Origin of the sequence: Pseudomonas sp. Ag1 (assembly GCF_000278565.1) — a bacterium.
Classification (GTDB): Bacteria; Pseudomonadota; Gammaproteobacteria; order Pseudomonadales; family Pseudomonadaceae; genus Aquipseudomonas.
In genome coordinates, this window is record NZ_AKVH01000109.1 from 57449 (window position 1) to 79708 (window position 22260).

The window sequence follows — 22260 nt, forward strand, 5'->3', positions numbered from 1 at the left end:
GGTTTATTGATGTTCAAAGTGTTACGAGACTGGATTCAGCGCTACTTCTCCGACGAAGAAGCCGTGGTGCTGGCCGTCCTGCTATTTCTTGCCTTTACGGCCGTGCTCACTTTGGGCGGCATGCTGGCGCCGGTACTGGCGGGGATGGTGCTGGCGTACCTGATGCAAGGCCTGGTCTCCATCCTGGAGCGTCTGCGCTTGCCGGGTGGGGCAGCGGTGGGTCTAGTGTTTGCCTTGTTCATGGGGCTGTTGCTGGTATTTATCGTGATCGTGGTGCCTTTGCTGTGGCACCAGTTGATCACCTTGTTCAACGAGCTACCGGGCATGCTCGCCAAGTGGCAGTCATTGCTGCTGCTGTTGCCTGAGCGCTATCCGCACCTGGTGTCGGACGAGCAGGTCCTGCAGGCCATTGAGGTGGCTCGCGGCGAAATCGGAAAGTTCGGACAATGGGCGCTGACCTTTTCCCTTTCGAGCTTGCCGCTGCTGGTCAACATCATGATCTACCTGGTACTGGTGCCGATCCTGGTGTTTTTCTTCCTCAAGGACCGCGAGATGATCGGTCGCTGGGTGCGTGGCTATCTGCCCCGTGAGCGTGCGCTGATTACCCGGGTCGCCGAGGAAATGAACCGGCAGATTGCCAACTACATCCGCGGCAAGGTTATCGAGATTTTTATCTGCGGTGGCGTCACTTACATCGGTTTTGTCGCGCTGGGGCTTAACTACGCTGCCCTGTTGGCGCTGCTGGTGGGTGTTTCAGTGGTGGTGCCATACGTTGGCGCGGTGGTGGTGACGGTGCCGGTGATGTTGATCGCGCTGTTCCAGTGGGGCTGGAGTGATCAGTTCATCTACCTGATGGCGGTGTACGGCATCATCCAGGTGCTGGACGGCAACGTGCTGGTGCCGCTGCTGTTCTCCGAGGCGGTGAACCTGCATCCGGTGGCGATCATCTGTGCGGTGTTGTTGTTTGGCGGGTTGTGGGGCTTCTGGGGGGTGTTCTTTGCGATTCCCCTGGCGACGCTGTTCAAGGCGGTGCTGGATGCCTGGCCTCGGCAGGAGCCGGTGGTGGCGCCGTTACTCTGATATTTGTGGTGCCCGTGCAGGCCTCATCGCGGGCAAGCCCGGCTCCCACATTGACTGAGTTGTCCTGTCGAACAATGATCACAGGTGGGAGCTGGCTTGGCTGCGATAGCTATTTCAAAGCCAGCAGGTGAATCAAGCCTGGTTCAGCGCCTGTGCCGCTTCGAGCACTGCATCCACATGGCCTGGCACTTTCACACCGCGCCATTCCTGGCGCAGTACGCCATTCTTGTCGATCAGGAAGGTGCTGCGATCAACACCCAGGTATTCCTTGCCATACAGCTTCTTCAGCTTGATCACATCAAACAGCTGGCAAACCGCTTCGTCCTTGTCGCTGATCAGCTCAAAGGGGAATTCCTGCTTGGCCTTGAAGTTCTCGTGGGACTTCACGCTGTCCCGGGACACGCCAAACACCTCGGTGTTGGCCGCCTTGAACGCAGCATGCTGGTCACGGAAGCCCTGGCCTTCAGTGGTGCAGCCCGGGGTGCTGTCTTTCGGGTAGAAGTAGATCACCACTTGCTTGCCCTTGAGCCCGGCGAGGCTGAAGGTTTGCCCGCTGGTGGCCTGGGCTTCGAAGTCGGCTACCGGTTGGTCGATCACTACAGACATGAAGACTTCCTTACATAGGGTTCTGTGGGCGCCAAGGCTCGATCAGTGCGTCGAGGTTCAGGGCATCGGCGAAATCCAGGAACTGGTCGCGCAGCCAACTGATCTGTACGCCGGCCGGCAAGGTCACGGTAAAGGTGGCGTTGAGCATGGTGCCGCCGGTCTGCGGAGCCTGATAGGTGTCGCAGGTCAGGTTCTCCAGCTCGACGTTGTGGTCGATAAAGAACTGGCACAGCTCGTTGACGATGTCCGAGCGGTAGGCCGAACTGACATAGGCCACGTAGGGCAGGGCCTGCGGACGGTTTTCCAGGGCGGCGCTGCGCACCACGTTGACCGTGAAGTCATGCTTCTTCGCCAAACCCGGTAAACCGGTTTCAAGGCGGGCCAGGGCATCCCAGGTCCCGGAAATCTGCAGGACCAGCGCACTGCACTCGCCATGGCGGGTCAGGCGGGAGGTCACGACGGCGCAGCGGTTTTCATGGCTGGCGCGGCACAGGACGTTAGTCAGCTCCATGGGGTTGGCGCCGAGGGCACTGATGACAAGGAATTGTTCGCGGACTGTGGGGGTGGACATGCAGCCTTCCTAAAGCGATGAGCGGTCGATACGATGCAAGCGGTATCAATCAAAGGATGAAGGGTAGCGAAAACCATCGCCAAGGGCTAGGAGGTGGCGTTTTCATTACGTAATCAGCTTCATCAAACCCCGCTTTGGCAGAATGATGGCGCTGCCGCGAACTAAGTTGATCCAGAACGCATCCTCAGGCGGTACTTCGCTTGTACAAGCATCTTGGCGCCAGTACCATTACCGCTCTCTTTTTCCGGCAGGAGCGGTTGCATGATTGCGGGCAGTATGGTGGCACTGGTCACACCCATGGATGCACAAGGTAATCTCGACTGGGACAGCCTGGGCAAACTGGTGGACTTCCACCTGCAAGAGGGCACCAACGCCATCGTGGCGGTCGGCACCACAGGTGAATCGGCCACACTGGATGTGGAAGAACACATCGAAGTGATCGAGTTCGTGGTCAAGCGCGTTGCAGGGCGCATTGCTGTCATCGCCGGCACGGGCGCCAATTCGACCCGCGAAGCGATCGAATTGACCAGCAACGCCAAGAAAGCCGGCGCCGATGCCTGCCTGCTGGTGACGCCGTACTACAACAAGCCGACCCAGGAAGGCCTGTACCTGCACTTCCGCGCCGTTGCCGAAGCGGTCGATATCCCGCAGATCCTCTACAACGTACCCGGTCGCACCGCCTGCGACATGAAGGCCGAGACCGTGATCCGCCTGTCCACCGTACCGAACATCATCGGTATCAAGGAAGCCACCGGTGACCTGCAGCGCGCCAAGGACATCCTGGCCGGCGTCAGCAGCGACTTCCTGGTGTATTCCGGTGACGACGCCACTGCCGTCGAACTGATCCTGCTGGGCGGCAAAGGCAACATCTCGGTGACTGCCAACGTTGCACCGCGCGCCATGAGCGAGCTGTGTGCCGCGGCCATCGCCGGTGATGCGGTCAAGGCCCGGGCGATCCACGAACAACTGGCACCGCTCAACAAAACCCTGTTTATCGAATCCAACCCTATCCCCGTGAAATGGGCGCTGCATGAGATGGGCCTGATGCCGGACGGGATCCGTCTGCCGCTCACCTGGCTCAGCGAAGCCTGTCACGAACCGCTGCGACAGGCCCTGCGCCAGTCCGGCGTCCTGGTTTAATTGAGGAAGCACTACGCATGAAGCGATTGGCCGGACTTTCCGCACTTGCCTTGATTATCTCCAGCACCAGTGGCTGCGGTTGGATCTGGGGCCCGGAAGGCTACTTCCGCGACCGCGGTAGCGATTACCTGGAAGCCCAACAAACCGCCCCGATGAAATTGCCGTCGGACGTCAATGTCGCCAAGCGCCTTGACCCGTTGCTGCCGATTCCGCGCAACGTGGCCGACGACACCGTCAAGGGTGAATACGAAGTGCCGCGTCCACAGCCGTTGTCGGCCGTGGCCGACGCCAGCGACTACAGCCTGCAGAAGAGCGGCGACACCCGTTGGGTCATGGCCCAGCGCCCACCTGCCGAAGTCTGGCCGGTGGCGGTCCAGTTCTTCCAGGACAACGGTTTCCGCCTTGACGAACAACGCCCGCAGACCGGTGAATTCACCACCGCGTGGCAGCACACCAGCGAACTGTCGGCATCCATGGCCAAGCGCCTGCAGGCCGGTGGTGTAGCCAATGACAGCGAAGCCCGCATCCGCGTGCGTATCGAGCCAGGCGTGCAACGCAACACCAGTGAAGTCTACGTAGTCAGCGCCGAGCGTCCTGCCGGCAGCACCGCCAACGTCGACTTCACCCCACGCTCGGTCAACACCGGCGTGGACGCTGCCCTGGTCGACGAAATGCTCGCCAGCATGAGCCGTATTTCCGAGAAGGGCGGCTCCGTCTCCCTGCTCGCCGCCGGTAGCTTTGACACACCTAGCCGCGTCAGCCTCAGCGAAGACGGCAGCGGCAACGTGGTGCTCAACCTGGGTGAAGACCTGGACCGCGCCTGGTCGAGTGTCGGCCGCGCGCTGGAGCACGGCGAATGGCGCGTTGAAGACATCAACCGCAGCCTGGGCCTGTACTACATCAACCTGGCCGAAAAAGCCGAGAAGAAAGACGACGAGCCAGGTTTCTTCAGCAAGTTGTTCGGCAGCAAGCCGACCAAGGAAGAGATCGAGACCCGCGCCGAGCGTTACCAGGTTCGTTTGAGCAAGGTAGGCGAAAGCGTGCAAGTCACCGTCGAGAAAAACATCAACACCGTGGCGCCGGCAGAAGTGGCGCGCAAAGTGTTGGGCGTGATTCAGGACAACCTGGGCTGATCCGATGCGTTTTGCCGTTCTCGGCAGCGGTAGCCAAGGGAACGGCACGCTTGTAGCCCACGACGACACGTACGTCCTGGTGGATTGTGGTTTCTCCCTGCGGGAAACCGAGCGGCGCCTGCTGCGCCTGGGGGTTCACCCCACGCAGCTGAGCGCGATTCTGGTGACCCACGAACATGCCGACCACGTGCATGGCGTGGGTTTGCTGTCTCGGCGCTACAATCTTCCGGTGTACCTGAGTCGCGGCACCTTGCGCGGGATGCGCAAACCGATTGAGCCCGCAGGTTTGCTGGCCGGTGGCGAACAATTGCAGATCGGTGCCTTGAGCATCGATGTGATTGAAGTGGCCCACGATGCCCAGGAACCGACGCAATACGTATTCAGTGACGGTGAACGGCGTTTTGGCCTGCTCACTGACCTGGGTTCGTACTGCGCCAAGGTGCTGGACGGTTACCGGGACCTCGACGCATTGATGATCGAGTCCAACCACTGCCGTGACCTGCTTGCGCGTGGCCACTACCCGGCCTTTCTCAAGCAGCGGGTCGGCGGGCAGTTTGGACATTTGAACAACCACCAGGCGGCGTACCTGGTGTATGAGTTGGGCTGGCAAGACCTGCAACACTTGGTCCTGGCCCACCTGAGCAGCAAGAACAACCTGCCGCAGCTGGCCCGGCAATGTTTTGTCGACACCCTTGGGTGCGACCCGGACTGGCTGCAACTGGCCGATCAAGATTCAGGGCTCGACTGGCGACACATCGCCTAGCCCACCTACTTAGCAAGCGGAGCCCATCATGGAAAAACGTGAAGAACTCTACCGCGGCAAAGCCAAATCGGTTTACAAGACCGACGACGCCAACCGCTTGATCCTGCTGTTTCGTAACGACACCTCGGCGTTCGACGGCAAGCGCATCGAACAGCTCGACCGCAAAGGCATGGTGAACAACAAGTTCAACGCCTTCATCATGCAGAAACTCGAAGCGGCCGGCATTCCGACCCAATTCGACAAACTGCTGGGCGACAACGAATGCCTGGTGAAAAAACTCGACATGATCCCGGTCGAGTGCGTCGTGCGTAACTATGCGGCCGGCAGCCTGGTGAAGCGTTTGGGCGTGGAGGAGGGCCTCAAGCTCAATCCCTACACCTTCGAACTGTTCCTGAAAGACGACGCCAAGGGTGACCCGTTCATCAACGAATCCCATGTGGTGGCATTTGGTTGGGGCACCGCTGAGCAACTGGCTCGCATGAAGGAGCTGTCGCTGAAGGTCAACGACGTCCTGAGCAAACTGTTCGACGACGCCGGCCTGCTGCTGGTGGACTTCAAACTCGAATTCGGCGTGTTCCACGACGGCTCCATCGTCCTGGGCGACGAATTCAGCCCGGACGGCTGCCGCCTGTGGGACAAAGACACCCGCAAGAAGATGGATAAAGACCGCTTCCGCCAGGGCCTCGGTGACGTTATCGAAGCCTACGAAGAAGTCGCCAACCGTCTCGGCGTACCGCTGTAATCGACGCAAGCATCTGATAGCACGGAAAAAAATCGCTTTTGCGCTTTGCTTCCAGGAAACAGGCTGTTATGATGCGCGCCGTTGGAGAGATGCCAGAGTGGCCGAATGGGACGGATTCGAAATCCGTTGTACCTTCACCGGTACCTAGGGTTCGAATCCCTATCTCTCCGCCATTATTGAAAAATGAAAAACCCCCGATAACTTCAATGTTGTCGGGGGTTTTTTGCTTTCAGTCAGAAACTGCATAATGAATTCTGCTACGGTCTTCGTTAATTGGCGCTTCGGACATCGGTCATGAATTTTAAAAAAGTACTGGCGCATTTGCAGGCTGAAGTTCCCGAGCTATTGGCTGTGTATGTGTTCGGTAGCCAAGTGACGGATGAGGCAGGTAGTGAGAGTGATCTGGATGTTGCGGTCCTTTCTGCGGGAGTGGTCGAGCCTTTATTGCTATGGCAGCTTTCCGGGGAGTTGGCCGATATCGTTGGAGTTCCCGTCGACTTGCTTGATTTGCGCGCAGCCTCAACGGTAATGCAATACCAAGTATTGACCACTGGGCGTCGGCTCTGGTCCGGGAACGTCCAGGCGGGTCTATTCGAGAGCTACGTCCTGAGCGAAAAAACCGCGCTGGACACGGCAAGGGCTGAGTTGTTGGCGGATATCCAGAAGGAAGGGAAAGTTTATGGTCGATGATGTTCTCATCAATAAAGCAGCCAGCATTGAGCGGTGCGTTGCTCGCGCCCGTCAGGAATACGATAAAGATCCCACCAGCTTCGCCACAGATTTCACGCGCCAGGATGCGGCGATTTTTAATATTCAGCGTGCCTGTGAGGCAGCGCTGGACATGGGCCAACACTTGATTCGTCGTGAGCGCCTGGGTGTTCCACAAGGAGCTCGTGACGTGTTTGAGTTGTTATGTCAGGGCGGTTGGGTCAATCCTGCGTTGCTGACCAACCTGAAGAACATGGTCGGGTTCCGTAACATTGCTGTTCACGAGTACCAGACGCTTCAATTGCCGATTACTGTAGCGATCATTACAAAACACCTGGATGAGTTTCTAGCATTTAGTTCGCATATTTTGACCAAGGATGCGGGGTTGGAAAATAAACAAGTCTAATCTGTAAATTTTCCATCCCTCTGAATAAGTTTTCCTGCTGCGGTGTTCACCACACAGACCACTCAGGAAACGCCCATGAACAATCCCGCCGACCGCTACGACCGCCTGACCCGCACCTTCCACTGGCTGACCGCCGCCCTGGTGATCTTCATGTTCGCCAGCGCCCACGTCTGGGAAAACCTGGAAAAAGGCACGCCACTGCGCAAGGGCCTGCAATCGGTCCATATCTCCCTGGGCATCGCCATGGCGGTGCTGATCGCTGCACGTATCCTCTGGCGTGTGTTCGGCGGCAATCACCCAAAGGCCGACAATCACCCTGCGCTTAACGTGGCCGCCAAAATCGCCCACGGCTGTCTATACCTGTTGTTACTGACGCAGGTGACCCTGGGCTTCCTGTTCCGCTGGGCCCAGGGCGAGCCCTTCAACTTTTTCGGACTGTTCCCGGTGCCAGCGCCTTTTGTGGTCGATCACGAATTGCGAGGCACCCTGGGTGGCCTGCACAACAATGTCGCCTGGGCGATCATCGTACTCGCCGGGCTGCATGCCTGCGCCGCGCTGTGGCATCACTACATCCAGCGCGACAGCACGTTGCGCCGCATGCTGCCGGCCCCTCGTGGCGATCTTCCCTACTGAGTTTGCTGCTGTACTTTCCCTATCGTTACGGAGCATGAATGCCATGAATAATCGTCCCGAGCACGCCGTTGGTTACCGCACCGCTTTGTTCTTCGGCGCCTGTATGGCCGCCGCGCTATTGGCCGGCCAGGCCCATGCCTCCGGTGACGAATCGGCGCCGCCCAAGCCCAACTGCCCCAAAGGCCAGGTCTGGGATACCAAGACCGGCAAGTGCGTGCTGCAAACCAGCAAGGCCACGTCGGACGCCGACCGCACCGACTACGCCTACCGCCTGGCCAAGGACGGGCGTTACGAAGAAGCCCTGTCACTGCTCGACACCCTGCACAACCCGAACACCGCCAAGGCCCTGAACTACCGCGGCTACGCCACCCGCAAACTGGGGCGCACCGATGAAGGCATCAGCTACTACCTGAAGTCCGTGGCACTGGACCCCAACTACGCACAAGTCCGTGAGTACCTGGGGGAGGCCTACGTCATCAAGGGCCGTGTGGACCTGGCCCAGGAGCAACTGGTGAAGATCAAGGCGTTGTGCAGCACCACCTGCGAAGAGTACGAAGACCTGGCTGAAGCCATCGCCGCCGCGCCTCAGGCTTGAAGCTGTGAGCGAACAGCGGGGAGAGCGCCATCACCACAGACGCTGAGTTGCGCCGAGAGTTGAGCCAGCTGTTGCCACGTTTATGGCGATACGGGCTGGTGCTGTCGCGACAAAAGCATGTGGCTGATGACCTGGTGCAAGCCACCTGCGTGCGGGCGTTGGAGCGTGCAGGCCAGTTCGTGGCTGGCACGCGGCTGGACCGCTGGTTGCTGACGATCATGCATTCGATCTGGCTTAACGAATTGCGCGCCCAGCGAGTACGGCAAGGGCAGGGGTTTGTCGACGCCGAGCAGGCGTTGTCGTTCGACGGTGAAGCCCTGGCTCAGGACCAGGTCCTGGCCGCACAGGTGATCAAGCGCGTCAATGCATTGCCCGAAGCGCAGCGGGAGACTGTTTTTCTGGCCTACGTCGAAGGCCTCTCATACAAGGAAATTGCCGAAGTCCTGCATATTCCCGTAGGAACGGTGATGAGCCGGTTGGCCGCTGCGCGCATGAAGCTGGCTGAAACTGCGCACTCAAGCGGCTTGTTGGATAAATCGAGCGGAGAACGACGATGACTCAAAATACACCACCGTCGGATGAACTGCTGGTGGCTTACCTGGACGGTGAGTTAGACCCTCAGCAGCGTCAGGTTATCGATAACCTGCTGGGGATCGATCCTGCCGTGACCGCCCGCTTGGAGCTGCTCAAGCGCGGCCACTTGCCGTTCAAATCAGCCTTCGATTCGGTTCTCGATCAAGCCCCTACAGAGCGTTTGCAGGTGATGCTCGATGCCTTGCCGCCGGCACAAACACCCACCCTGAGTCGACGCAAATTTCTCGCGGTAGCAGCAAGCTTTGCGGTGGCCGGTGTGGTCGCTGATCGCTTGTTCATGACCTGGCCCCGGCCTGAGCCCGGTTCGGGCTGGCGTGCCTCGGTTGCCGAATACATGGCGCTGTATACGCCCCAGACCCTGGAAAACCTCAGCGCCGATCCCGACTCCCATATCGCCCAGCTGAGTTCGGTCGGGACCCAGCTCGGCCTGCCGTTGAACCCGGATGCAGTACACCTGCCTGGCGCCGAATTTCGCCGCGCACAAATCCTCGATTATGACGGCGTACTGATCGGCCAACTGACCTACCTCGACGCGCGCCACGGCCCGCTGGCGCTGTGCATTACGGCGGCGAAAAAAGGTGCGGTGGCCATGGCCACCGAACAGCGCCGGGGCATGAACGTGGTGTTTTGGTCCAGCCCGTCCCATGCGTTCATGTTGATTGGCAGAAACCCGTTCGAGGATTTGCAGATCATGGCGCGCAGTGCCGAGAAGGCTTTGTCGGCATAGCGTCAATGAGACGATGAGGGCGTCTGCAACGCCCGCCACCGAGCCGGCGTCGTCCCCTCCCAGGAACGAAACGCACGATAAAACGAGTTGGTATCTTCATAGCCCACCAGGCACGCGATCTCGTCTATCTCAATCGACGGCTCGGTGAGCAGATGCCGCACCACTTCCTGGCGGGTTTCCAGCATCAGTTGCCGAAAACTGGTGCCGGCCTCGGTAATGCGCCGTTGCAACGTGCGTTCGCTCATGCCCAGCTCCCGCGCTACCTCGACCATCTCGGGGCGGCCACTGGCCAGGACGCGCTTGAGGGTGATCTTGACCTGATGGCTGATGCTGGCCGGTGTCGAGGCCTCCGCAAGCGCTGCCACCAGGCCCGGGTTCAGCATTTCGAGCATTTGCGGGTTGTACCCCGGAAAAGGTCGGTCCAGATCGGCGGCGTCCAGTATCAGCGCGTTGCGCCCGGCACCAAAACGCACGGAGCAACCGAAAAACTCGGCCAGTGCACGGCTGCCATCGTCCGGGCGAACCAGTTCGACCTGCAGGGGAGTGATCTGCGTCCGTGCTCCCCGTCGCCCCAATTCAACAAACGTCGCAAACGCCGCATCCACCAGCAGCGCAGGCGGTAATTCTGGCGTGTGCAACCAGTCGATGGTCACCGTACAGGCACGGCCATCCTCGCAAACCAGCAGGCGCTCGGGTGTGCACAATTGCTTGAAGCGGGCGAGGCGGTGCAGGCCATCGCGATAATCCCGGGCGATAAAAGCGGCAAAGCTGGAGGGTGGAAGCGCAGTGATATCCAGCCGCGTCACCAGTAATATCCCGACAGCCGGATCAGGATTAAGTATGCGCACCGCCTCCCACAAGCGAAAGAACTCCAGCGTCGTCACCTGCCGCCGGTCTCGCCGCTCGCGGATATGCAGGGTCATGGGCAAGCGTGCCTGACGCAACACCACCGACGGCTCCAGCCCGACGCTCTGCAGCGCCAGCCAGAACACATCCGGTATGTTGAAACGGGGTTGGGTCACGTCAGGCATGCGGCACCTTTTTCAAAAGCGTGAGATTAATCCGAGGCTGACACGCTGAGGTCATGCCACTTCTTATCCGACTCGGCCAAATCTGCGGCTGCACGGGCGGCGTATTGCACGGCATCGCTGCCGATCAGCAAGCGTAGCGGGGCGTCTTTGTTCAGTGCCAGCTCCAGCACGATTTCGGCAACCCGGTCCGGACCCGTCGGCAGGATGCCGGGGGAGTTGAGCAATTCAACCAGGGCGCCGACCGTTTGTTGGTAGGGCTCACTGATGGCCGGAATCGTCATGGAACTGCCCGACCAGTCCGTGCGCATGCCGCCCGGCTCCAGCACGGTCACCTGGATGCCCAGTGGTGTGACTTCCTGTGCCAGTACTGTGGAAAATCCACCGACTGCCCATTTCGCACTCTGATACGCGGCCAGGCCGGCCATGCCGATGCGGCCACCCAACGACGATACCTGGAAGATATGCCCACGGCCCTGGGCGCGCAGCACCGGCACCACCGCCTTGCTCACGTGCACCACACCATAGAAGTTGGTGCTGATCTGCGCGGAAAAATCCTCCAGCGTCACATCTTCCACCGACGCCAGGTCACCGTAGCCGGCGTTATTGACCACCACATCCAGGCGACCAAAATGTTTCACCGCGGCATCCACCGCTTCCAGCACCTGCTGGTTATTGGTCACGTCCAGCGTGACCGGATAAATCGCCTCGCCGTATTCGGCCACCAAGTCATCCAACTGCTTGGGATTGCGCGCGGTGGCAACCACACGATCACCGGCGCGCAGGGCGGCTACGGTAATCGAGCGGCCGAGGCCGCGGGAACTGCCGGTGATAAACCATATCCTGGACATTCGAACACCTCTTCGTTTGAGACTGCGGGAGTAACTTGTGAACGAATGATGGTCGACGGGCCTCTCTCATACACTAGCAAGAGGCCGCCAAGTGACTTGCATATCACGCCCTTTATTCTGCGGCCAACCGTGCCGACAGGCTTTCGATAAACACCGTCTCCGCCCGGCTCATCTTCTGCTCACGGTTCCACAGCAGGTGGATATCCACGTCGGTAATCCCTTCGTCTGGCGGCAAGCGCCAGAGCAACCCATGCTTCACATCCTCGGCCACCACATGAATCGGCAGGCAGCCCAGGCCAAACCCGGCAATCACCAACCGCCGAACTTCCTCCAGGCTGGAGGACGACGCCACGATGCGCCCGCTGAAGCCCTGCTGGTCGCGAAAGATCGTCAACGGCGAGAGCATCCCGCCGATCTGGTCGCTGGTAAAACTCACGAAGTTCTCCGACTGCAAATCTCCCTCCGCCAGCCCGGTGCGTCCGAACAACGGGTGATGCCGCCCGCAAAAAAATGCATAACGCTGACGCAGGAACAGGTGCTGCTCCAGCCGTGGTTGCGGCCGGCGATTGAGGCTCAGGCCCAGCGTCGCGGTTTTCTCCAGCAGGGCGGCGACGATGTCAGAGCTGCGCATCACCTCAACGTCCAGGTCGACCCGGGGATGCTGGCGATGGAAGTCCGCCAGGAAGTCATCAAAGGTGTCCGAACTGATCCGGCTGATCATCAGCAACCGCACTTTGCCAAGCACCTCGTCGCCAGGCTTTTGCAGGGCGTTGCTCATCTGCGAGACCTGGCCATACATCTCGCCGGCGATCGCGAAAATCTGCTCGCCGGCTTCGGTCAGCACGAAGCGCGGGCCGCGCCGGGCGATCAACTGGCAGTCGAGCTGTTCTTCCAGGCGCTTGAGCGCCTGGCTGATGGCCGGCTGGGTGAGGTGCAGGCGGGCGGCGGCGCGACTGATGCTCAACTCCTGGCCGATCACCCGGAAGGTGCGCAACAGGTTCCAGTCCAGGCGGTCATTGAGCAGCGGATGAACATCGCGGCGATTTTCAGGCATGTCGACAGCTCGATAATAAGCAGGATTTATAATCGGAATAATAAATAGAAAATTGACTAATCATAGGGCCGAGACGAAAAATCACCCTCAACCAGCGCCATCAGAGCGCGTGCGCCAGACCTTTCTCCTGCCAAAAAAATAACCAAAGGAGCCAGCCCCATGAAGCCTTCCGCTTCGCCGCAGCCGCGCCGTGCCGCGGCCGCCGCTTTCATCGGCACCATGATCGAGTGGTACGACTTTTACATCTACGCCACCGCCGCCGCGCTGGTGTTCGGTCAATTGTTCTTCCCTTCCGACGACAAACTGTTCAGCACCATGGCCGCGTTCGGCACCTTTGCCGTGGGCTTTTTCGCCCGGCCATTGGGCGGCATTGTGTTTGGGCATATCGGTGACCGTATCGGTCGCAAGAAATCCCTGGTGATCACGCTGGTGATGATGGGCGTGGTCACCGTATGTATCGGCCTGTTGCCGACCTATGCGCAGATCGGCGTCGCGGCGCCGGTGTTGCTGGTGCTGCTGCGCATCGTGCAGGGCATCGCCGTTGGCGGCGAGTGGGGCGGGGCGGTGCTGATGGCCGGCGAACATGCACCCAAAGGCCGTCGCAATTTCTTTGCCTCCTTTGCACAGTTGGGCAGCCCGGCGGGTTTGATCCTGTCGTTGCTGGCCTTCAGTGCGGTAACCCGTTTGCCGGAAGCCGACCTGCTCAGTTGGGGCTGGCGCGTGCCGTTCCTGGCCAGTGCCTTGTTGTTGATCGTCGGCCTGGCGATCCGCCTGGGCGTCAACGAATCGCCTGAGTTCCTGGAAGACAAAGCCAAGGCAGAAAAGGCCCGGGCCATCACCGAGGATCAGGCCCCGGTCATCGAAGTGCTGAAAACGGCCTGGCGCCCGCTGCTGCTGTGCATCGGTGCCAACACCCTGGGGATTGCCGGGGTGTATTTCACCAACACCTTCATGATTGCCTACACCACCCAGCAACTTAACCTGCCGCGCTCGTTGATTCTGGAATGCCTGTTTGTCGTGGCCATCATCCAGTTCTGTGTCCAGCCGCTGGCGGCCTGGGTGGCGGAGAAGGTCGGTGCCACACGCTTTCTGTGTGCGATGAGCGTGCTTGCGATGGCCTCGCCTTATCCGATGTTCGTGCTTGTCAGCAGCGGCCAGGCGCCATTGATCATCCTCGGCATCGCCCTGGCCGTGGTGTGCATGGCCTCGTTTTATGCGGTGATTGCCGGCTTCGTCAGCGGCTTGTTCGAAACCCGCGTGCGCTACACCGCCATCTCCCTGGCCTACCAAGTGTGCGGCGCACTGGCCGGTGGCCTCACGCCGTTGATCGGCACCTGGCTGGCCCATGAATACCAGGGCCAGTGGTGGCCGATGGCAGTGTTCTACAGCGCGATCGCGGGGGTTTCGCTGGTGTGCGTACTTGCGTTGTCCCGGCGTCACGCCACCGCCCACCGTCTTGAAATGGCTTGAAGCGTTTGATTGGAGAATGTGTATGTTGAAGATTAATGGCGAGCGCCTGTGGGCCAGCCTGATGGCCATGGCCGAAATCGGCGCCACGGCCCGCGGTGGCAGTTGCCGCCTGGCGTTGAGCGCCGAAGACCAGGCGGGCCGCGCACTGTTCAGCCGCTGGTGTGAAGAGGCCGGGCTGACCCTGAGCGTCGATGCCATCGGCAACCTGTTCGCCCGCCGGGCTGGCACCGACCCTGAAGCTGCGCCGGTGATGATGGGCAGCCACCTCGACACCCAGCCGGAAGGCGGGCGCTTTGATGGCGTCTATGGTGTGCTGGCCGGACTGGAAGTGATCCGCAGCCTCGACGACCACGGCATCAAGACCCGCAAACCACTGGAAATCGCGGTATGGACCAACGAGGAGGGCGCCCGGTTTACCCCGGCCATGCTCGGCTCGGCGGTGTTCACTGGCACCTTGGCGTTGGATAACGCGCTGGCCACCCGGGATGTCGCCGGTGTCAGCGTGGCGGATGCGTTGCGCAGCACCGGCTACAACGGCCAGCGCCCATTGGGCGGCGCGGTGGATGCGTATTTTGAAGCGCACATCGAGCAAGGTCCTATTCTGGAAGACAACGCCAAGAGCATTGGCGTGGTCACCGGTGGGCAGGCGATTCGCTGGCTCGACGTGCGCGTGGAAGGCATGGCCGCCCATGCCGGGACCACGCCGATGCCACTGCGCAAGGACGCCTTGTACGGCGCCGCGCAGATGATCCAGTCGCTGGAAAACCTGGCGGCTGATTTTGCGCCTGAGGGCCTCACGACCGTGGGTGAATTGAGCATCGCCAAGTCGTCGCGCAACACCATTCCCGGCCTGCTGAATTTTACCGTCGACCTGCGCCATCACCGCGACGCCGACATAGAAGCCATGGAGCAACAGGTGCGCACCCGCTTGCAGGATATCGCTGCCCAACGTGGTCTGAGCGTCACCGTCAGCCCGCACTGGATCAGCCCGGCGACACCGTTTGATGCCGAGTGTGTCGCCTGTGTGCAGTCCGCCGTGGATGCGTTGGGTTATGCCCAGCAATCGATTGTCAGCGGTGCTGGCCATGACGCCATCCACCTGGCGCGGTTCTGCCCGACGGCGATGGTGTTCATTCCGTGCGTGGGAGGCTTGAGTCATAACGAAGCCGAAGATGTGCTGCCCGAGGACGTTCGCCAGGGTACCGATGTATTGCTCAATGCCGTGTTGAAACGTGCCGGCCAGGCTAATTAACGAAACATTTCTGCAAGGTTGAACACGATCAAAATGTAGGAGCTGGCTTGCCTGCGATAGCGGTGGTTCAGGCAACAAACTTGTATCTGAGCCACCGCAATCGCAGGCAAGCCAGCTCCTACAGGTCCGGTGTTCAACCGCAGATGTGTGCCCATCAGGAGAAATCCCATGCGTACTTATTTCCACCCCGAACAACTCCTGCACCATCCTCGCAGTTACTACTCCCGTGGCCAGATGCGTACCCCGCAGGAAGTCCCGGAGCGCGCCCGCACTCTGCTGCTGGCCGCACAAAACCTGGGCTTCGACATCCAGCAACCCCACGACCAGGGCCTTGATCCACTGCTGGCTGTGCACGGTGCGGCCTACCTGGCCTTCCTCCAGGAAGCCCACCAGCGCTGGAAAGAAATCCCCGAAGACTGGGGCGACGAAGTCATGTCCAACATCTTCGTGCGCGAGCCCAACGCCCTGCGCGGCATCCTTGCCCAGGCGGCGCGCTACCTCGCCGACGGCAGTTGCCCGATTGGCGAACTCACCTGGCGCTCGGCCTATTGGTCCGCCCAAAGCGCCGTCGCTGCCGCCCGGGACATCCTCGACGGCGCACCCGCGGCCTACGCGCTATGCCGCCCGCCAGGCCACCACGCGCGTTTTGATGCAGCCGGTGGGTTCTGCTATATCAACAACGCGGCGGTTGCGGCGCAGGCGTTGCGCGCTGGCTTCGAGCGCATCGCCGTGCTCGACACCGACATGCACCATGGGCAAGGCATCCAGGAGATTTTCTACGAGCGTGATGACGTGCTGTACGTGTCGATTCATGGCGACCCGACCAACTTCTATCCGGGGGTTGCAGGCTTTGCGGAGGAGCGCGGCGCAGCCAAGGGGGAAGGCTTCAACCTCAACCTGCCAATGGCGCATGGCGCGAGTGAGGCGGTGTTTTTCCAAAAGCTGGAACTGGCATTGAAGGCAGTGAAGGACTTCTCGGCGGACGTGCTGGTGTTGTCGCTGGGGTTCGATATCTACGAGCTGGATCCGCAAAGCAAAGTGGCGGTGACGCGGGAAGGATTTGCGCGGCTGGGGGAGTGCATTCGTGGATTGGGGTTGCCGTGTGTGATCGTGCAGGAGGGCGGGTATCACCTGGAAACGCTGGACAGTAATGCTCAGGCTTTTTTTGCAAGTGCGCAGGCGTGGTCAATGTAACCCGCTGAATAAAGCGCCCCGGACTGCCTTGGAAATACATTCAAGGCGCGTCCGACCCGTGGGCCTTTTACGTCGATAATTTATATCTCTTAACTTCTGGTCGACACCCCTAAAGTCCCGCCCTGACTGGCCGAAACTCTGTCATACGATGTCGTATGCCCATAATGAGAACAATCGCCATGTCGCTCCGCAGCCTGTCCATCGCCCGCCGTGCGGGTCTCGGTTTTGCCTTGATTGCCTTGCTCGTGGCGCTGTTGGGGTTCTTTGCGCTCTCGAACATGGCAAGCATCCGCGAAAGCGCCGTGCAGGTTGAAAGTGGCCTGGTGCCGAAAATGCGCCTGGTCTCGGATATCCGCGAAATCATGCTGCGCATCCGCACTATTTCCCTGCGCATGGCCCTTGATCCCAATCCCGCGAGCCTCTCGCAATACCGTAGCCAGATGGACACCCGCAGCCAGGATCTGACGAAGAAACTGGCCGACCTGAATGCGGTGATTGATACCCCCGAGGTACGCAATCTTTATGATCAGTTCCAGGTCTCCCTGCGGCAATACCAGCAAGGCCTCACACAGTCGTTCATCCTTGCCGACAAGCAGCAGACCGCCGAGCTGAACAAGTTGCTGCTGGTGGACATGAAGACCGTGGTCGACGGTTCCGGCAATCAGCTCAATGCCCTGGCCGACTATTACAACGCCCAGATAAACCTGCAGGGCCAGACGGCCGAGTTGCAGTACAGCCGCTCGCGCACGATGGTCTTCGGCTTCGTGCTGCTGGCGGCGTTGAGCACCGTGGCCTTGGCCTGGTTGCTGACGCGCAGCATCGTTGGTCCGCTGAGCCACGCGGTGCGCGCCGCAGAAAACGTCGCCCAAGGCGACCTGACGCAAACCGTTGAAGTGACCGGCGATGACGAAGTGACCCGCCTGCTGGTGGCGTTGCAGACCATGCAAGGCAGCCTGCGCAGTACCTTGCAGCTGATTCGCAAGTCGGCCGGGCAGATGGCCGCATCGGCCACCGACCTCAACGGCATCACCGACCAGAGCAGCCGCAGCCTGCAAAAGCAGACCGCTGAAATCGAGCAAGCCGCCACCGCGGTCAACGAGATGACTTCGGCCGCCGATGAAGTGGCACGTAATGCGGTCTCCACTTCCGAATCCACCCGGCTCTCCAATGAAACGGCCCGTGACGGCCAGCAGCGCGTCGGCGAAACCGTCAGTGCGATTCAGGCGTTGAGTACCAACATCGGTGAAACCTCGAGCCTGGTGCAAAACCTCGCCGATCAATCGCGGGACATCGGCAAGGTGCTCGATGTGATTCGCTCCATCGCCGAGCAGACCAACCTGTTGGCCCTGAACGCCGCCATCGAGGCGGCGCGTGCCGGTGAGTCCGGGCGTGGCTTTGCCGTGGTGGCCGACGAAGTGCGTGCGCTGGCCCATCGCACCCAGCAATCGACCCTGGAAATCGACCAGATGGTCACCGCGATGCGCAGTGGCTCCAGCGAGGCACTGACCTCAATGCAATCGAGCACCCAGCGGGCCAGCGAAACCTTGATCCTGGCCGAAGGCGCCGGTGGAGCCTTGAGCCAGATCACCGACTCCATCGACCAGATTCACCAGCGCAACCTGGTCATCGCCAGCGCCGCCGAGGAGCAGGCGCAAGTGGCCAAGGAAGTGGATCGCAACATCGTCAACATTCGTGACCTGTCCGCGCAATCATCTTCGGGAGCAGGGCAGATCAACGGGTCGAGCCAAGAGCTGGCGCGCTTGGCCGTGTCGCTCAATGAGGCGGTGGCGCGGTTTCAGCTGTAACCGGGTCTAGTCGTGCCACGGATGGCACCAGCTCCAGGATCCGGTCACGACCCCCTTCGGCCACCAGGTACGTTCCCTTCGTCGTACGCACAATCGACTGTGGCGCCTTCAGGAAAGACAGAATCGTCTGCTGGCGTCCTTGCTTGTCGATCAACAACAAACGCGCGCGGTGGGTGGAATCCTCGTTGATCCATAACCCGCGTTCATCGCACATCAGGAAGGTGGGTTTGTTCAATTGGCTCAGTACCACTGGATCGCTACCGTCCTCGGTTAATTCGCGGACCACACCCTTCTTCTTTTCCGTGTAGAGCATGCGCCCATCGGTACAGCGAACGATCGACTCGCCTTCGCTGAGTTGGTCACGCACGACGCTCAAGGTCTTGTCGCTCCAGCGATAGCGCAGTATGCGGGCAGCTACCTTGCGGTCTTCGATGGCGTAAAGGAACTCGCCGTCGTCCCACAGCCCTTGCACGCTGTCGCCCTTGAACAGCTCGGTAACGACGCCGTCCTTGAGGAAACTGACCGGCGCGCCGTCCACTTCCTGGCTGAATACCCAACCGCCTTGAGTGGCGACTATCCCATCCGGTTTGGATAAATTTCCTACCACCTGTTCGCGTTTTCCGTCGGGCAAGATGCGCACGATACTGCCAAGGCTGTTGCTCAATTCCTGGCTGACCATCAGCGAACCGTCAAGCATTGGCATCAGCGACGCAGCCTTTTCCACATTGCGGTGGATCACTTGCACACTCCAGTTATTGGCAGCGCTGACCGGATAGAAACTTTGCCAGGCGAAGAAGCCCAGGGTGGCAAGGCAGAGCAACCCCAGTAGCCACAGACCCAGAAGAAGCGCGCGATAGAGAGGCGCTGGGTTGGAAGTCCTTTTTATTGTGTTATCCATTGAGTGCGCTGCCGGTAGGTAGTCGTGAATAGAAAAGATCTGAATATAAATTAATTGTCGTGGTCACCTGCAAGAGGGCTGCATATCGTGCCCCACCTGAAACGTCTCTGGGAATCACCTGATCCCTCTGGCAAGCCACTGGCGGTATAGCTTACGGGCGACTTCCATTCGCGCGATAAGGATAACCAGCCAGATCATCCCGCCCATCGAGAGCAAGGCGAACCACAGCAGGAGCCCGCGCTGTTCGCTCAAACCGTCGCGCACGTATTTACTGTAGTTTTTATCGATAAAAAATGAGCAGATGACGTCGAGCTTTTCTTCTGGCAGACCGGGAAGGATGAAGGCTTGCAGAGACCCTGATGACCGACATTGCTCAACAGTGAGCCTTGCGTCGGACCATATCCCGAACTTCACGTTTTCTTCGGAGAGGTAGAATGATGGCGACTCCGGAGAGTTTTTCAGTGACACCATCAAATACCCGGATTCAATCAAAGGTGGAGTGATCGCTACGCCTGCCAGCAGCACGATGGCCAACAAGAAACAGCAATTGGTCCTCCACTGCGCGAACCTTCTGGTGATGAAGCTCAAGGCAGTGAAGTCGCTCCAGTCAATGTAGCGCTTCACTCGACCGAAATCGCGTGGGGTGAATCCATTGTTGTACATCCACTCTTCAGCCGAGTCTGCATCCTGCAAGGTGTTTGCAGGAATGTTGAACTCATAGCGGTAGTACTCCAGCTCACGGAGGTCCTTGCGCATGCGTTCGAAACGTTCGGTTTCGAAGTGCGGCTGCCCACCAAAAAAACGCCAAATCCAGTCGCGCAGAAACAACAGAGAGCCGGAGCGTCGGTAGATGAAACAAAGCAGCCACACAACGGCGAGTAGAGTAACGATGCCGCTGAATGCAGGGAAATTTTCAACATACCAAGTCAGCGGTGTGCTTTTGGAGATTGGGGCGGTCATGGCTTAATCCTTAGTCATAACGAGTCGAACGCGCGATTCTAGGCAAACTGGGCAGAGGTGTCTTTGCTTCAGGAAAAACAGGAAGAAGCTGACTTGCACGTAGGAAGCCGGACAGCATCAAGAGGTCATTGAACTGAAACGCTTATACGGTGTGCAGATTCACGTAGACCTGCTGATCAAGGGTTTTGACGGTGCCAGCGAGCGTGTGAAGCTTGATGCCAGTTTTGCGACAATTGACGCCCTAATACCCGAGACCTATGATCAAGCCCAGCTCACTGAGCTGTTAGCAGAGGCAGGATTTTTGTATACGGCAGATACCGGAAAAACCCAGCCTGTTGCTGGGTTTTTTGCATCTGAGCGTTTTTCTCCCGCGACTACCCAACGGCCCACTCGATGATCATCAACTTCGACCTCAACGACCTCCAGGCCTTCCGCGCCGTCGTAGACAAGGGCAGTTTCCGTGCGGCGGCCGAAGCCATCCGTATCTCCCAGCCGGCCCTCAGCCGGCGTATCGAGAAGCTCGAATCCGCCCTCGACGTCAAACTCTTCGAACGCACCACGCGCCGGGTCAGCCTGACCATGGTCGGCCGCGCGTTCCTGCCGCAAGTCGAGCGCATGCTCGATGACCTGGACATCGCCCTGATGGGCATCAGCAACGTCGCCTCGACCCGCATGGGCAATGTCACCATCGCCTGTGTGCCGTCCACCGCGTACTACTTCATGCCCCACGTGATCTCCGAATTCCACAAGCTCTATCCGAAGATTCGCCTGCGGGTCCTGGACGCGAGTGCGGGCGAGGTGTGTGCGGCGGTGGAAAGTGGCGAGGCGGATTTCGGCGTGAGTTTCAGCGGCAGCCTGGCAGACGGGGTGGAGTTCGAGCTGCTGTTGCAGGAGCGTTATGTACTGGCCTGTCGCCGGGAGCATCCGCTGGCGGACCGCGCCAGTGTGACGTGGGCCGAGGCGTACGAGCACGACTACATCACCGTGGACAAGACCTCAGGCAACCGCTTCCTGCTGGACCAGGCCCTGCGTGGCGTGCGGGTGAAGAAACCAAGCATCTGCGAAACCCATCACGTGACGACCATGATCGGGCTGGTGGAGGCGGGGCTTGGGGTGGCGATGGTGCCGTCGATTGCGATGCCGGGCGGCGAACATCCGATTCTGACGAGCGTGCCGCTGGTGGAGCCGGAGGTGGTGCGCAACGTGGGATTGATCAAGCGCCGCGGGCGTACGTTGACGCCGGCGGCACTGGAACTGGAGCGGTTGACGCGGGAGATGCCGTTCCGGTCAGTGTGAGACCGAATCCAGGCCGGTGGATTGCACCACCGGTTGCGCCTGGGGCGAGGCGAGGAATTGCAGGAGCTTTTTCGCCTGCGCGGGGTGCTGCGCATTTACCGGAATGCCGGCGGCAAAACGGGTGACGGACTGCACGTCTTCAGGGATCTTTCCGACGTAGGTCACGCCCGGAATCGGCAGCAGTTCGGACACCTGCTGCAAGCCCACCTCGTAGTCACCCTTGGCCACCTGGGAGGCCACCGGGATGCGTTCGATCATGGTGCCCTTGGACGGCATGCCGAGCTTCTTGAACAGTTCCTTTTCGACGTAGACGCCGCTGGCGCTGTCCGAGTACGCGACGGATTTGGCGTTGGTCAGTACCGTCTTCAGTTCGGCATCGGTGGCAATCGAGGGCTTGGCCGCGCCTTCCTTGACCACCAGGCCGATGCGCGAGTCCGCCAGTTCAACGCGGGACGCCTTGTCGACCTTGCCTTGCTTGATCAGCTCATCCAATGCGTAGCCGACCATGATTACCACGTCGGCGTGTTCGCCACGGGCCAGGCGGTTGGGAATCGCTTCCGGCGCCTTGCCCATCGACGGGCCGAGGATGGTGTCGAGGGTGTCGCCGCTCTGGGTGGCGTATTGCGCACCCAGCACCTTGTAGGCAGCGGTGAAGCCGCCGGAGGTCATGACTTTCAGCTCTTCGGCGTGGGCGACCATCGCCAGGGAACCGATCGCCAGTGCCGCCAGTGTTTTCAGCATGGGGTTCATCAGT

The 22260-nt window shown here is 60.0% G+C and carries 25 protein-coding genes, 1 tRNA gene and 1 pseudogene; 19 read left to right on the forward strand and 8 right to left on the reverse strand.

Features of this window, described 5'->3' with window-relative positions; translation table 11 throughout:
- The first annotated feature begins 9 nt into the window (after positions 1–9).
- Positions 10–1080, forward strand: a complete 1071-nt coding sequence (locus A462_RS07100) for an AI-2E family transporter (RefSeq protein WP_003211986.1) — start codon at positions 10–12, stop codon at positions 1078–1080.
- Between the two features lie 132 nt (positions 1081–1212).
- Here the strand turns inward: A462_RS07100 and A462_RS07095 are convergent, their stop codons facing one another.
- The gene (locus A462_RS07095) at positions 1213–1686 is read right to left on the reverse strand and encodes a peroxiredoxin (RefSeq protein WP_003211984.1); all 474 of its coding nucleotides are present in this window, start codon (positions 1684–1686) and stop codon (positions 1213–1215) included.
- Between the two features lie 10 nt (positions 1687–1696).
- Entirely contained in the window at positions 1697–2257 is a 561-nt protein-coding gene (locus A462_RS07090; protein ID WP_003172487.1) for a glycine cleavage system protein R, read from the reverse strand.
- A gap of 261 nt (positions 2258–2518) precedes the next feature.
- Between A462_RS07090 and dapA the strand changes: the two genes are divergently transcribed.
- The 11 genes from dapA (at position 2519) to A462_RS07035 (ending at position 9698) form a co-directional block, all read left to right on the forward strand.
- Positions 2519–3397 (forward strand): 4-hydroxy-tetrahydrodipicolinate synthase, encoded by an 879-nt coding sequence (dapA, locus tag A462_RS07085; RefSeq protein ID WP_003211981.1) that lies wholly within the window; start codon positions 2519–2521, stop codon positions 3395–3397.
- A 17-nt stretch (positions 3398–3414) separates the two neighbouring features.
- On the forward strand, positions 3415–4530 hold the full coding sequence (gene bamC / locus A462_RS07080) for an outer membrane protein assembly factor BamC (protein WP_008437851.1): 1116 nt from the start codon (positions 3415–3417) through the stop codon (positions 4528–4530).
- 4 nt (positions 4531–4534) lie between these two features.
- Complete coding sequence (locus A462_RS07075) at positions 4535–5293, forward strand: MBL fold metallo-hydrolase (protein ID WP_008437853.1); 759 nt, start codon at positions 4535–4537, stop codon at positions 5291–5293.
- A 28-nt stretch (positions 5294–5321) separates the two neighbouring features.
- Positions 5322–6035 (forward strand): phosphoribosylaminoimidazolesuccinocarboxamide synthase, encoded by a 714-nt coding sequence (gene purC, locus A462_RS07070; protein WP_003211975.1) that lies wholly within the window; start codon positions 5322–5324, stop codon positions 6033–6035.
- Positions 6036–6118: 83 nt separating this feature from the next.
- Positions 6119–6208: transfer RNA gene (locus tag A462_RS07065), tRNA-Ser, on the forward strand.
- A 121-nt stretch (positions 6209–6329) separates the two neighbouring features.
- Positions 6330–6725 (forward strand): type VII toxin-antitoxin system MntA family adenylyltransferase antitoxin, encoded by a 396-nt coding sequence (mntA, locus tag A462_RS07060; RefSeq protein ID WP_008437856.1) that lies wholly within the window; start codon positions 6330–6332, stop codon positions 6723–6725.
- Entirely contained in the window at positions 6715–7149 is a 435-nt protein-coding gene (gene hepT / locus A462_RS07055) for a type VII toxin-antitoxin system HepT family RNase toxin (protein ID WP_008437859.1), read from the forward strand. The genes mntA and hepT overlap by 11 nt, the downstream gene beginning before the upstream one ends.
- Positions 7150–7224: 75 nt before the next feature.
- Entirely contained in the window at positions 7225–7782 is a 558-nt protein-coding gene (locus tag A462_RS07050) for a cytochrome b (RefSeq protein WP_008437861.1), read from the forward strand.
- A 43-nt stretch (positions 7783–7825) separates the two neighbouring features.
- Entirely contained in the window at positions 7826–8377 is a 552-nt protein-coding gene (locus A462_RS07045; RefSeq protein ID WP_008437863.1) for a tetratricopeptide repeat protein, read from the forward strand.
- Between the two features lie 59 nt (positions 8378–8436).
- Entirely contained in the window at positions 8437–8934 is a 498-nt protein-coding gene (locus A462_RS07040; RefSeq protein ID WP_003211943.1) for an RNA polymerase sigma factor, read from the forward strand.
- Entirely contained in the window at positions 8931–9698 is a 768-nt protein-coding gene (locus A462_RS07035) for an anti-sigma factor family protein (RefSeq protein ID WP_008437868.1), read from the forward strand. Before A462_RS07040 ends, A462_RS07035 begins: the two co-directional genes overlap by 4 nt.
- Before the next feature lie 2 nt (positions 9699–9700).
- Here A462_RS07035 and A462_RS07030 read toward each other — a convergent pair whose 3' ends face one another.
- The 3 genes from A462_RS07030 to A462_RS07020 form a co-directional block, all read right to left on the reverse strand.
- The gene (locus A462_RS07030) at positions 9701–10729 is read right to left on the reverse strand and encodes an AraC family transcriptional regulator (RefSeq protein ID WP_008437870.1); all 1029 of its coding nucleotides are present in this window, start codon (positions 10727–10729) and stop codon (positions 9701–9703) included.
- Positions 10730–10755: 26 nt separating this feature from the next.
- Complete coding sequence (locus A462_RS07025; protein WP_008437872.1) at positions 10756–11577, reverse strand: SDR family NAD(P)-dependent oxidoreductase; 822 nt, start codon at positions 11575–11577, stop codon at positions 10756–10758.
- A 112-nt stretch (positions 11578–11689) separates the two neighbouring features.
- On the reverse strand, positions 11690–12631 hold the full coding sequence (locus tag A462_RS07020; protein WP_003211934.1) for a LysR family transcriptional regulator: 942 nt from the start codon (positions 12629–12631) through the stop codon (positions 11690–11692).
- A 159-nt stretch (positions 12632–12790) separates the two neighbouring features.
- Between A462_RS07020 and A462_RS07015 the strand changes: the two genes are divergently transcribed.
- From A462_RS07015 to A462_RS35305, 5 genes and pseudogenes are all read left to right on the forward strand, one after another.
- On the forward strand, positions 12791–14101 hold the full coding sequence (locus tag A462_RS07015; protein WP_008437874.1) for an MFS transporter: 1311 nt from the start codon (positions 12791–12793) through the stop codon (positions 14099–14101).
- 22 nt (positions 14102–14123) lie between these two features.
- Positions 14124–15353, forward strand: a complete 1230-nt coding sequence (locus A462_RS07010) for a Zn-dependent hydrolase (RefSeq protein WP_008437876.1) — start codon at positions 14124–14126, stop codon at positions 15351–15353.
- A gap of 168 nt (positions 15354–15521) precedes the next feature.
- The gene (locus tag A462_RS07005; protein WP_008437877.1) at positions 15522–16547 is read left to right on the forward strand and encodes a histone deacetylase family protein; all 1026 of its coding nucleotides are present in this window, start codon (positions 15522–15524) and stop codon (positions 16545–16547) included.
- A 179-nt stretch (positions 16548–16726) separates the two neighbouring features.
- Positions 16727–17494, forward strand: a pseudogene (locus tag A462_RS35300) (MCP four helix bundle domain-containing protein); the annotation flags it as partial.
- A gap of 48 nt (positions 17495–17542) precedes the next feature.
- Positions 17543–18352, forward strand: a complete 810-nt coding sequence (locus A462_RS35305) for a methyl-accepting chemotaxis protein (RefSeq protein WP_371316412.1) — start codon at positions 17543–17545, stop codon at positions 18350–18352.
- On the opposite strand, the gene A462_RS06995 is transcribed toward A462_RS35305, so the two are convergent.
- Positions 18321–19172: a hypothetical protein gene (locus tag A462_RS06995; RefSeq protein WP_008437879.1), complete on the reverse strand. Its 852-nt coding sequence runs from the start codon at positions 19170–19172 to the stop codon at positions 18321–18323. The genes A462_RS35305 and A462_RS06995 overlap by 32 nt on opposite strands.
- A gap of 192 nt (positions 19173–19364) precedes the next feature.
- Positions 19365–20210: a DUF6216 family protein gene (locus A462_RS06990; protein WP_003211924.1), complete on the reverse strand. Its 846-nt coding sequence runs from the start codon at positions 20208–20210 to the stop codon at positions 19365–19367.
- A gap of 151 nt (positions 20211–20361) precedes the next feature.
- Here A462_RS06990 and A462_RS34965 point away from each other — a divergent pair, with 151 nt between their 5' ends.
- Positions 20362–20607 carry a hypothetical protein gene (locus tag A462_RS34965; RefSeq protein ID WP_008437880.1) on the forward strand — a complete coding sequence of 82 codons (246 nt, stop codon included), beginning with the start codon at positions 20362–20364 and terminating at the stop codon, positions 20605–20607.
- Positions 20604–21506, forward strand: a complete 903-nt coding sequence (locus A462_RS06980; protein WP_008437881.1) for a LysR family transcriptional regulator — start codon at positions 20604–20606, stop codon at positions 21504–21506. The genes A462_RS34965 and A462_RS06980 overlap by 4 nt, the downstream gene beginning before the upstream one ends.
- Here the strand turns inward: A462_RS06980 and A462_RS06975 are convergent.
- Positions 21498–22256, reverse strand: coding sequence for a substrate-binding domain-containing protein (locus A462_RS06975; RefSeq protein WP_008437882.1), 759 nt, complete (start codon positions 22254–22256; stop codon positions 21498–21500). The two genes, A462_RS06980 and A462_RS06975, sit on opposite strands and share 9 nt — an antisense overlap.
- Positions 22257–22260 lie beyond the last annotated feature (4 nt).

What these genes read in the sequence shown, in the direction of transcription:
- A462_RS07100 (WP_003211986.1), top strand. Translation starts at nt 10, where the DNA reads ATGTTCAAAGTGTTACGAGACTGGATTCAGCGCTACTTCTCCGACGAA.
- A462_RS07095 (WP_003211984.1), bottom strand. Translation starts at nt 1,686, where the DNA reads ATGTCTGTAGTGATCGACCAACCGGTAGCCGACTTCGAAGCCCAGGCC.
- A462_RS07090 (WP_003172487.1), bottom strand. Translation starts at nt 2,257, where the DNA reads ATGTCCACCCCCACAGTCCGCGAACAATTCCTTGTCATCAGTGCCCTC.
- dapA (WP_003211981.1), top strand. Translation starts at nt 2,519, where the DNA reads ATGATTGCGGGCAGTATGGTGGCACTGGTCACACCCATGGATGCACAA.
- bamC (WP_008437851.1), top strand. Translation starts at nt 3,415, where the DNA reads ATGAAGCGATTGGCCGGACTTTCCGCACTTGCCTTGATTATCTCCAGC.
- A462_RS07075 (WP_008437853.1), top strand. Translation starts at nt 4,535, where the DNA reads ATGCGTTTTGCCGTTCTCGGCAGCGGTAGCCAAGGGAACGGCACGCTT.
- purC (WP_003211975.1), top strand. Translation starts at nt 5,322, where the DNA reads ATGGAAAAACGTGAAGAACTCTACCGCGGCAAAGCCAAATCGGTTTAC.
- mntA (WP_008437856.1), top strand. Translation starts at nt 6,330, where the DNA reads ATGAATTTTAAAAAAGTACTGGCGCATTTGCAGGCTGAAGTTCCCGAG.
- hepT (WP_008437859.1), top strand. Translation starts at nt 6,715, where the DNA reads ATGGTCGATGATGTTCTCATCAATAAAGCAGCCAGCATTGAGCGGTGC.
- A462_RS07050 (WP_008437861.1), top strand. Translation starts at nt 7,225, where the DNA reads ATGAACAATCCCGCCGACCGCTACGACCGCCTGACCCGCACCTTCCAC.
- A462_RS07045 (WP_008437863.1), top strand. Translation starts at nt 7,826, where the DNA reads ATGAATAATCGTCCCGAGCACGCCGTTGGTTACCGCACCGCTTTGTTC.
- A462_RS07035 (WP_008437868.1), top strand. Translation starts at nt 8,931, where the DNA reads ATGACTCAAAATACACCACCGTCGGATGAACTGCTGGTGGCTTACCTG.
- A462_RS07030 (WP_008437870.1), bottom strand. Translation starts at nt 10,729, where the DNA reads ATGCCTGACGTGACCCAACCCCGTTTCAACATACCGGATGTGTTCTGG.
- A462_RS07025 (WP_008437872.1), bottom strand. Translation starts at nt 11,577, where the DNA reads ATGTCCAGGATATGGTTTATCACCGGCAGTTCCCGCGGCCTCGGCCGC.
- A462_RS07020 (WP_003211934.1), bottom strand. Translation starts at nt 12,631, where the DNA reads ATGCCTGAAAATCGCCGCGATGTTCATCCGCTGCTCAATGACCGCCTG.
- A462_RS07015 (WP_008437874.1), top strand. Translation starts at nt 12,791, where the DNA reads ATGAAGCCTTCCGCTTCGCCGCAGCCGCGCCGTGCCGCGGCCGCCGCT.
- A462_RS07010 (WP_008437876.1), top strand. Translation starts at nt 14,124, where the DNA reads ATGTTGAAGATTAATGGCGAGCGCCTGTGGGCCAGCCTGATGGCCATG.
- A462_RS07005 (WP_008437877.1), top strand. Translation starts at nt 15,522, where the DNA reads ATGCGTACTTATTTCCACCCCGAACAACTCCTGCACCATCCTCGCAGT.
- A462_RS35305 (WP_371316412.1), top strand. Translation starts at nt 17,543, where the DNA reads ATGGCCGCATCGGCCACCGACCTCAACGGCATCACCGACCAGAGCAGC.
- A462_RS06990 (WP_003211924.1), bottom strand. Translation starts at nt 20,210, where the DNA reads ATGACCGCCCCAATCTCCAAAAGCACACCGCTGACTTGGTATGTTGAA.
- A462_RS06980 (WP_008437881.1), top strand. Translation starts at nt 20,604, where the DNA reads ATGATCATCAACTTCGACCTCAACGACCTCCAGGCCTTCCGCGCCGTC.
- A462_RS06975 (WP_008437882.1), bottom strand. Translation starts at nt 22,256, where the DNA reads ATGAACCCCATGCTGAAAACACTGGCGGCACTGGCGATCGGTTCCCTG.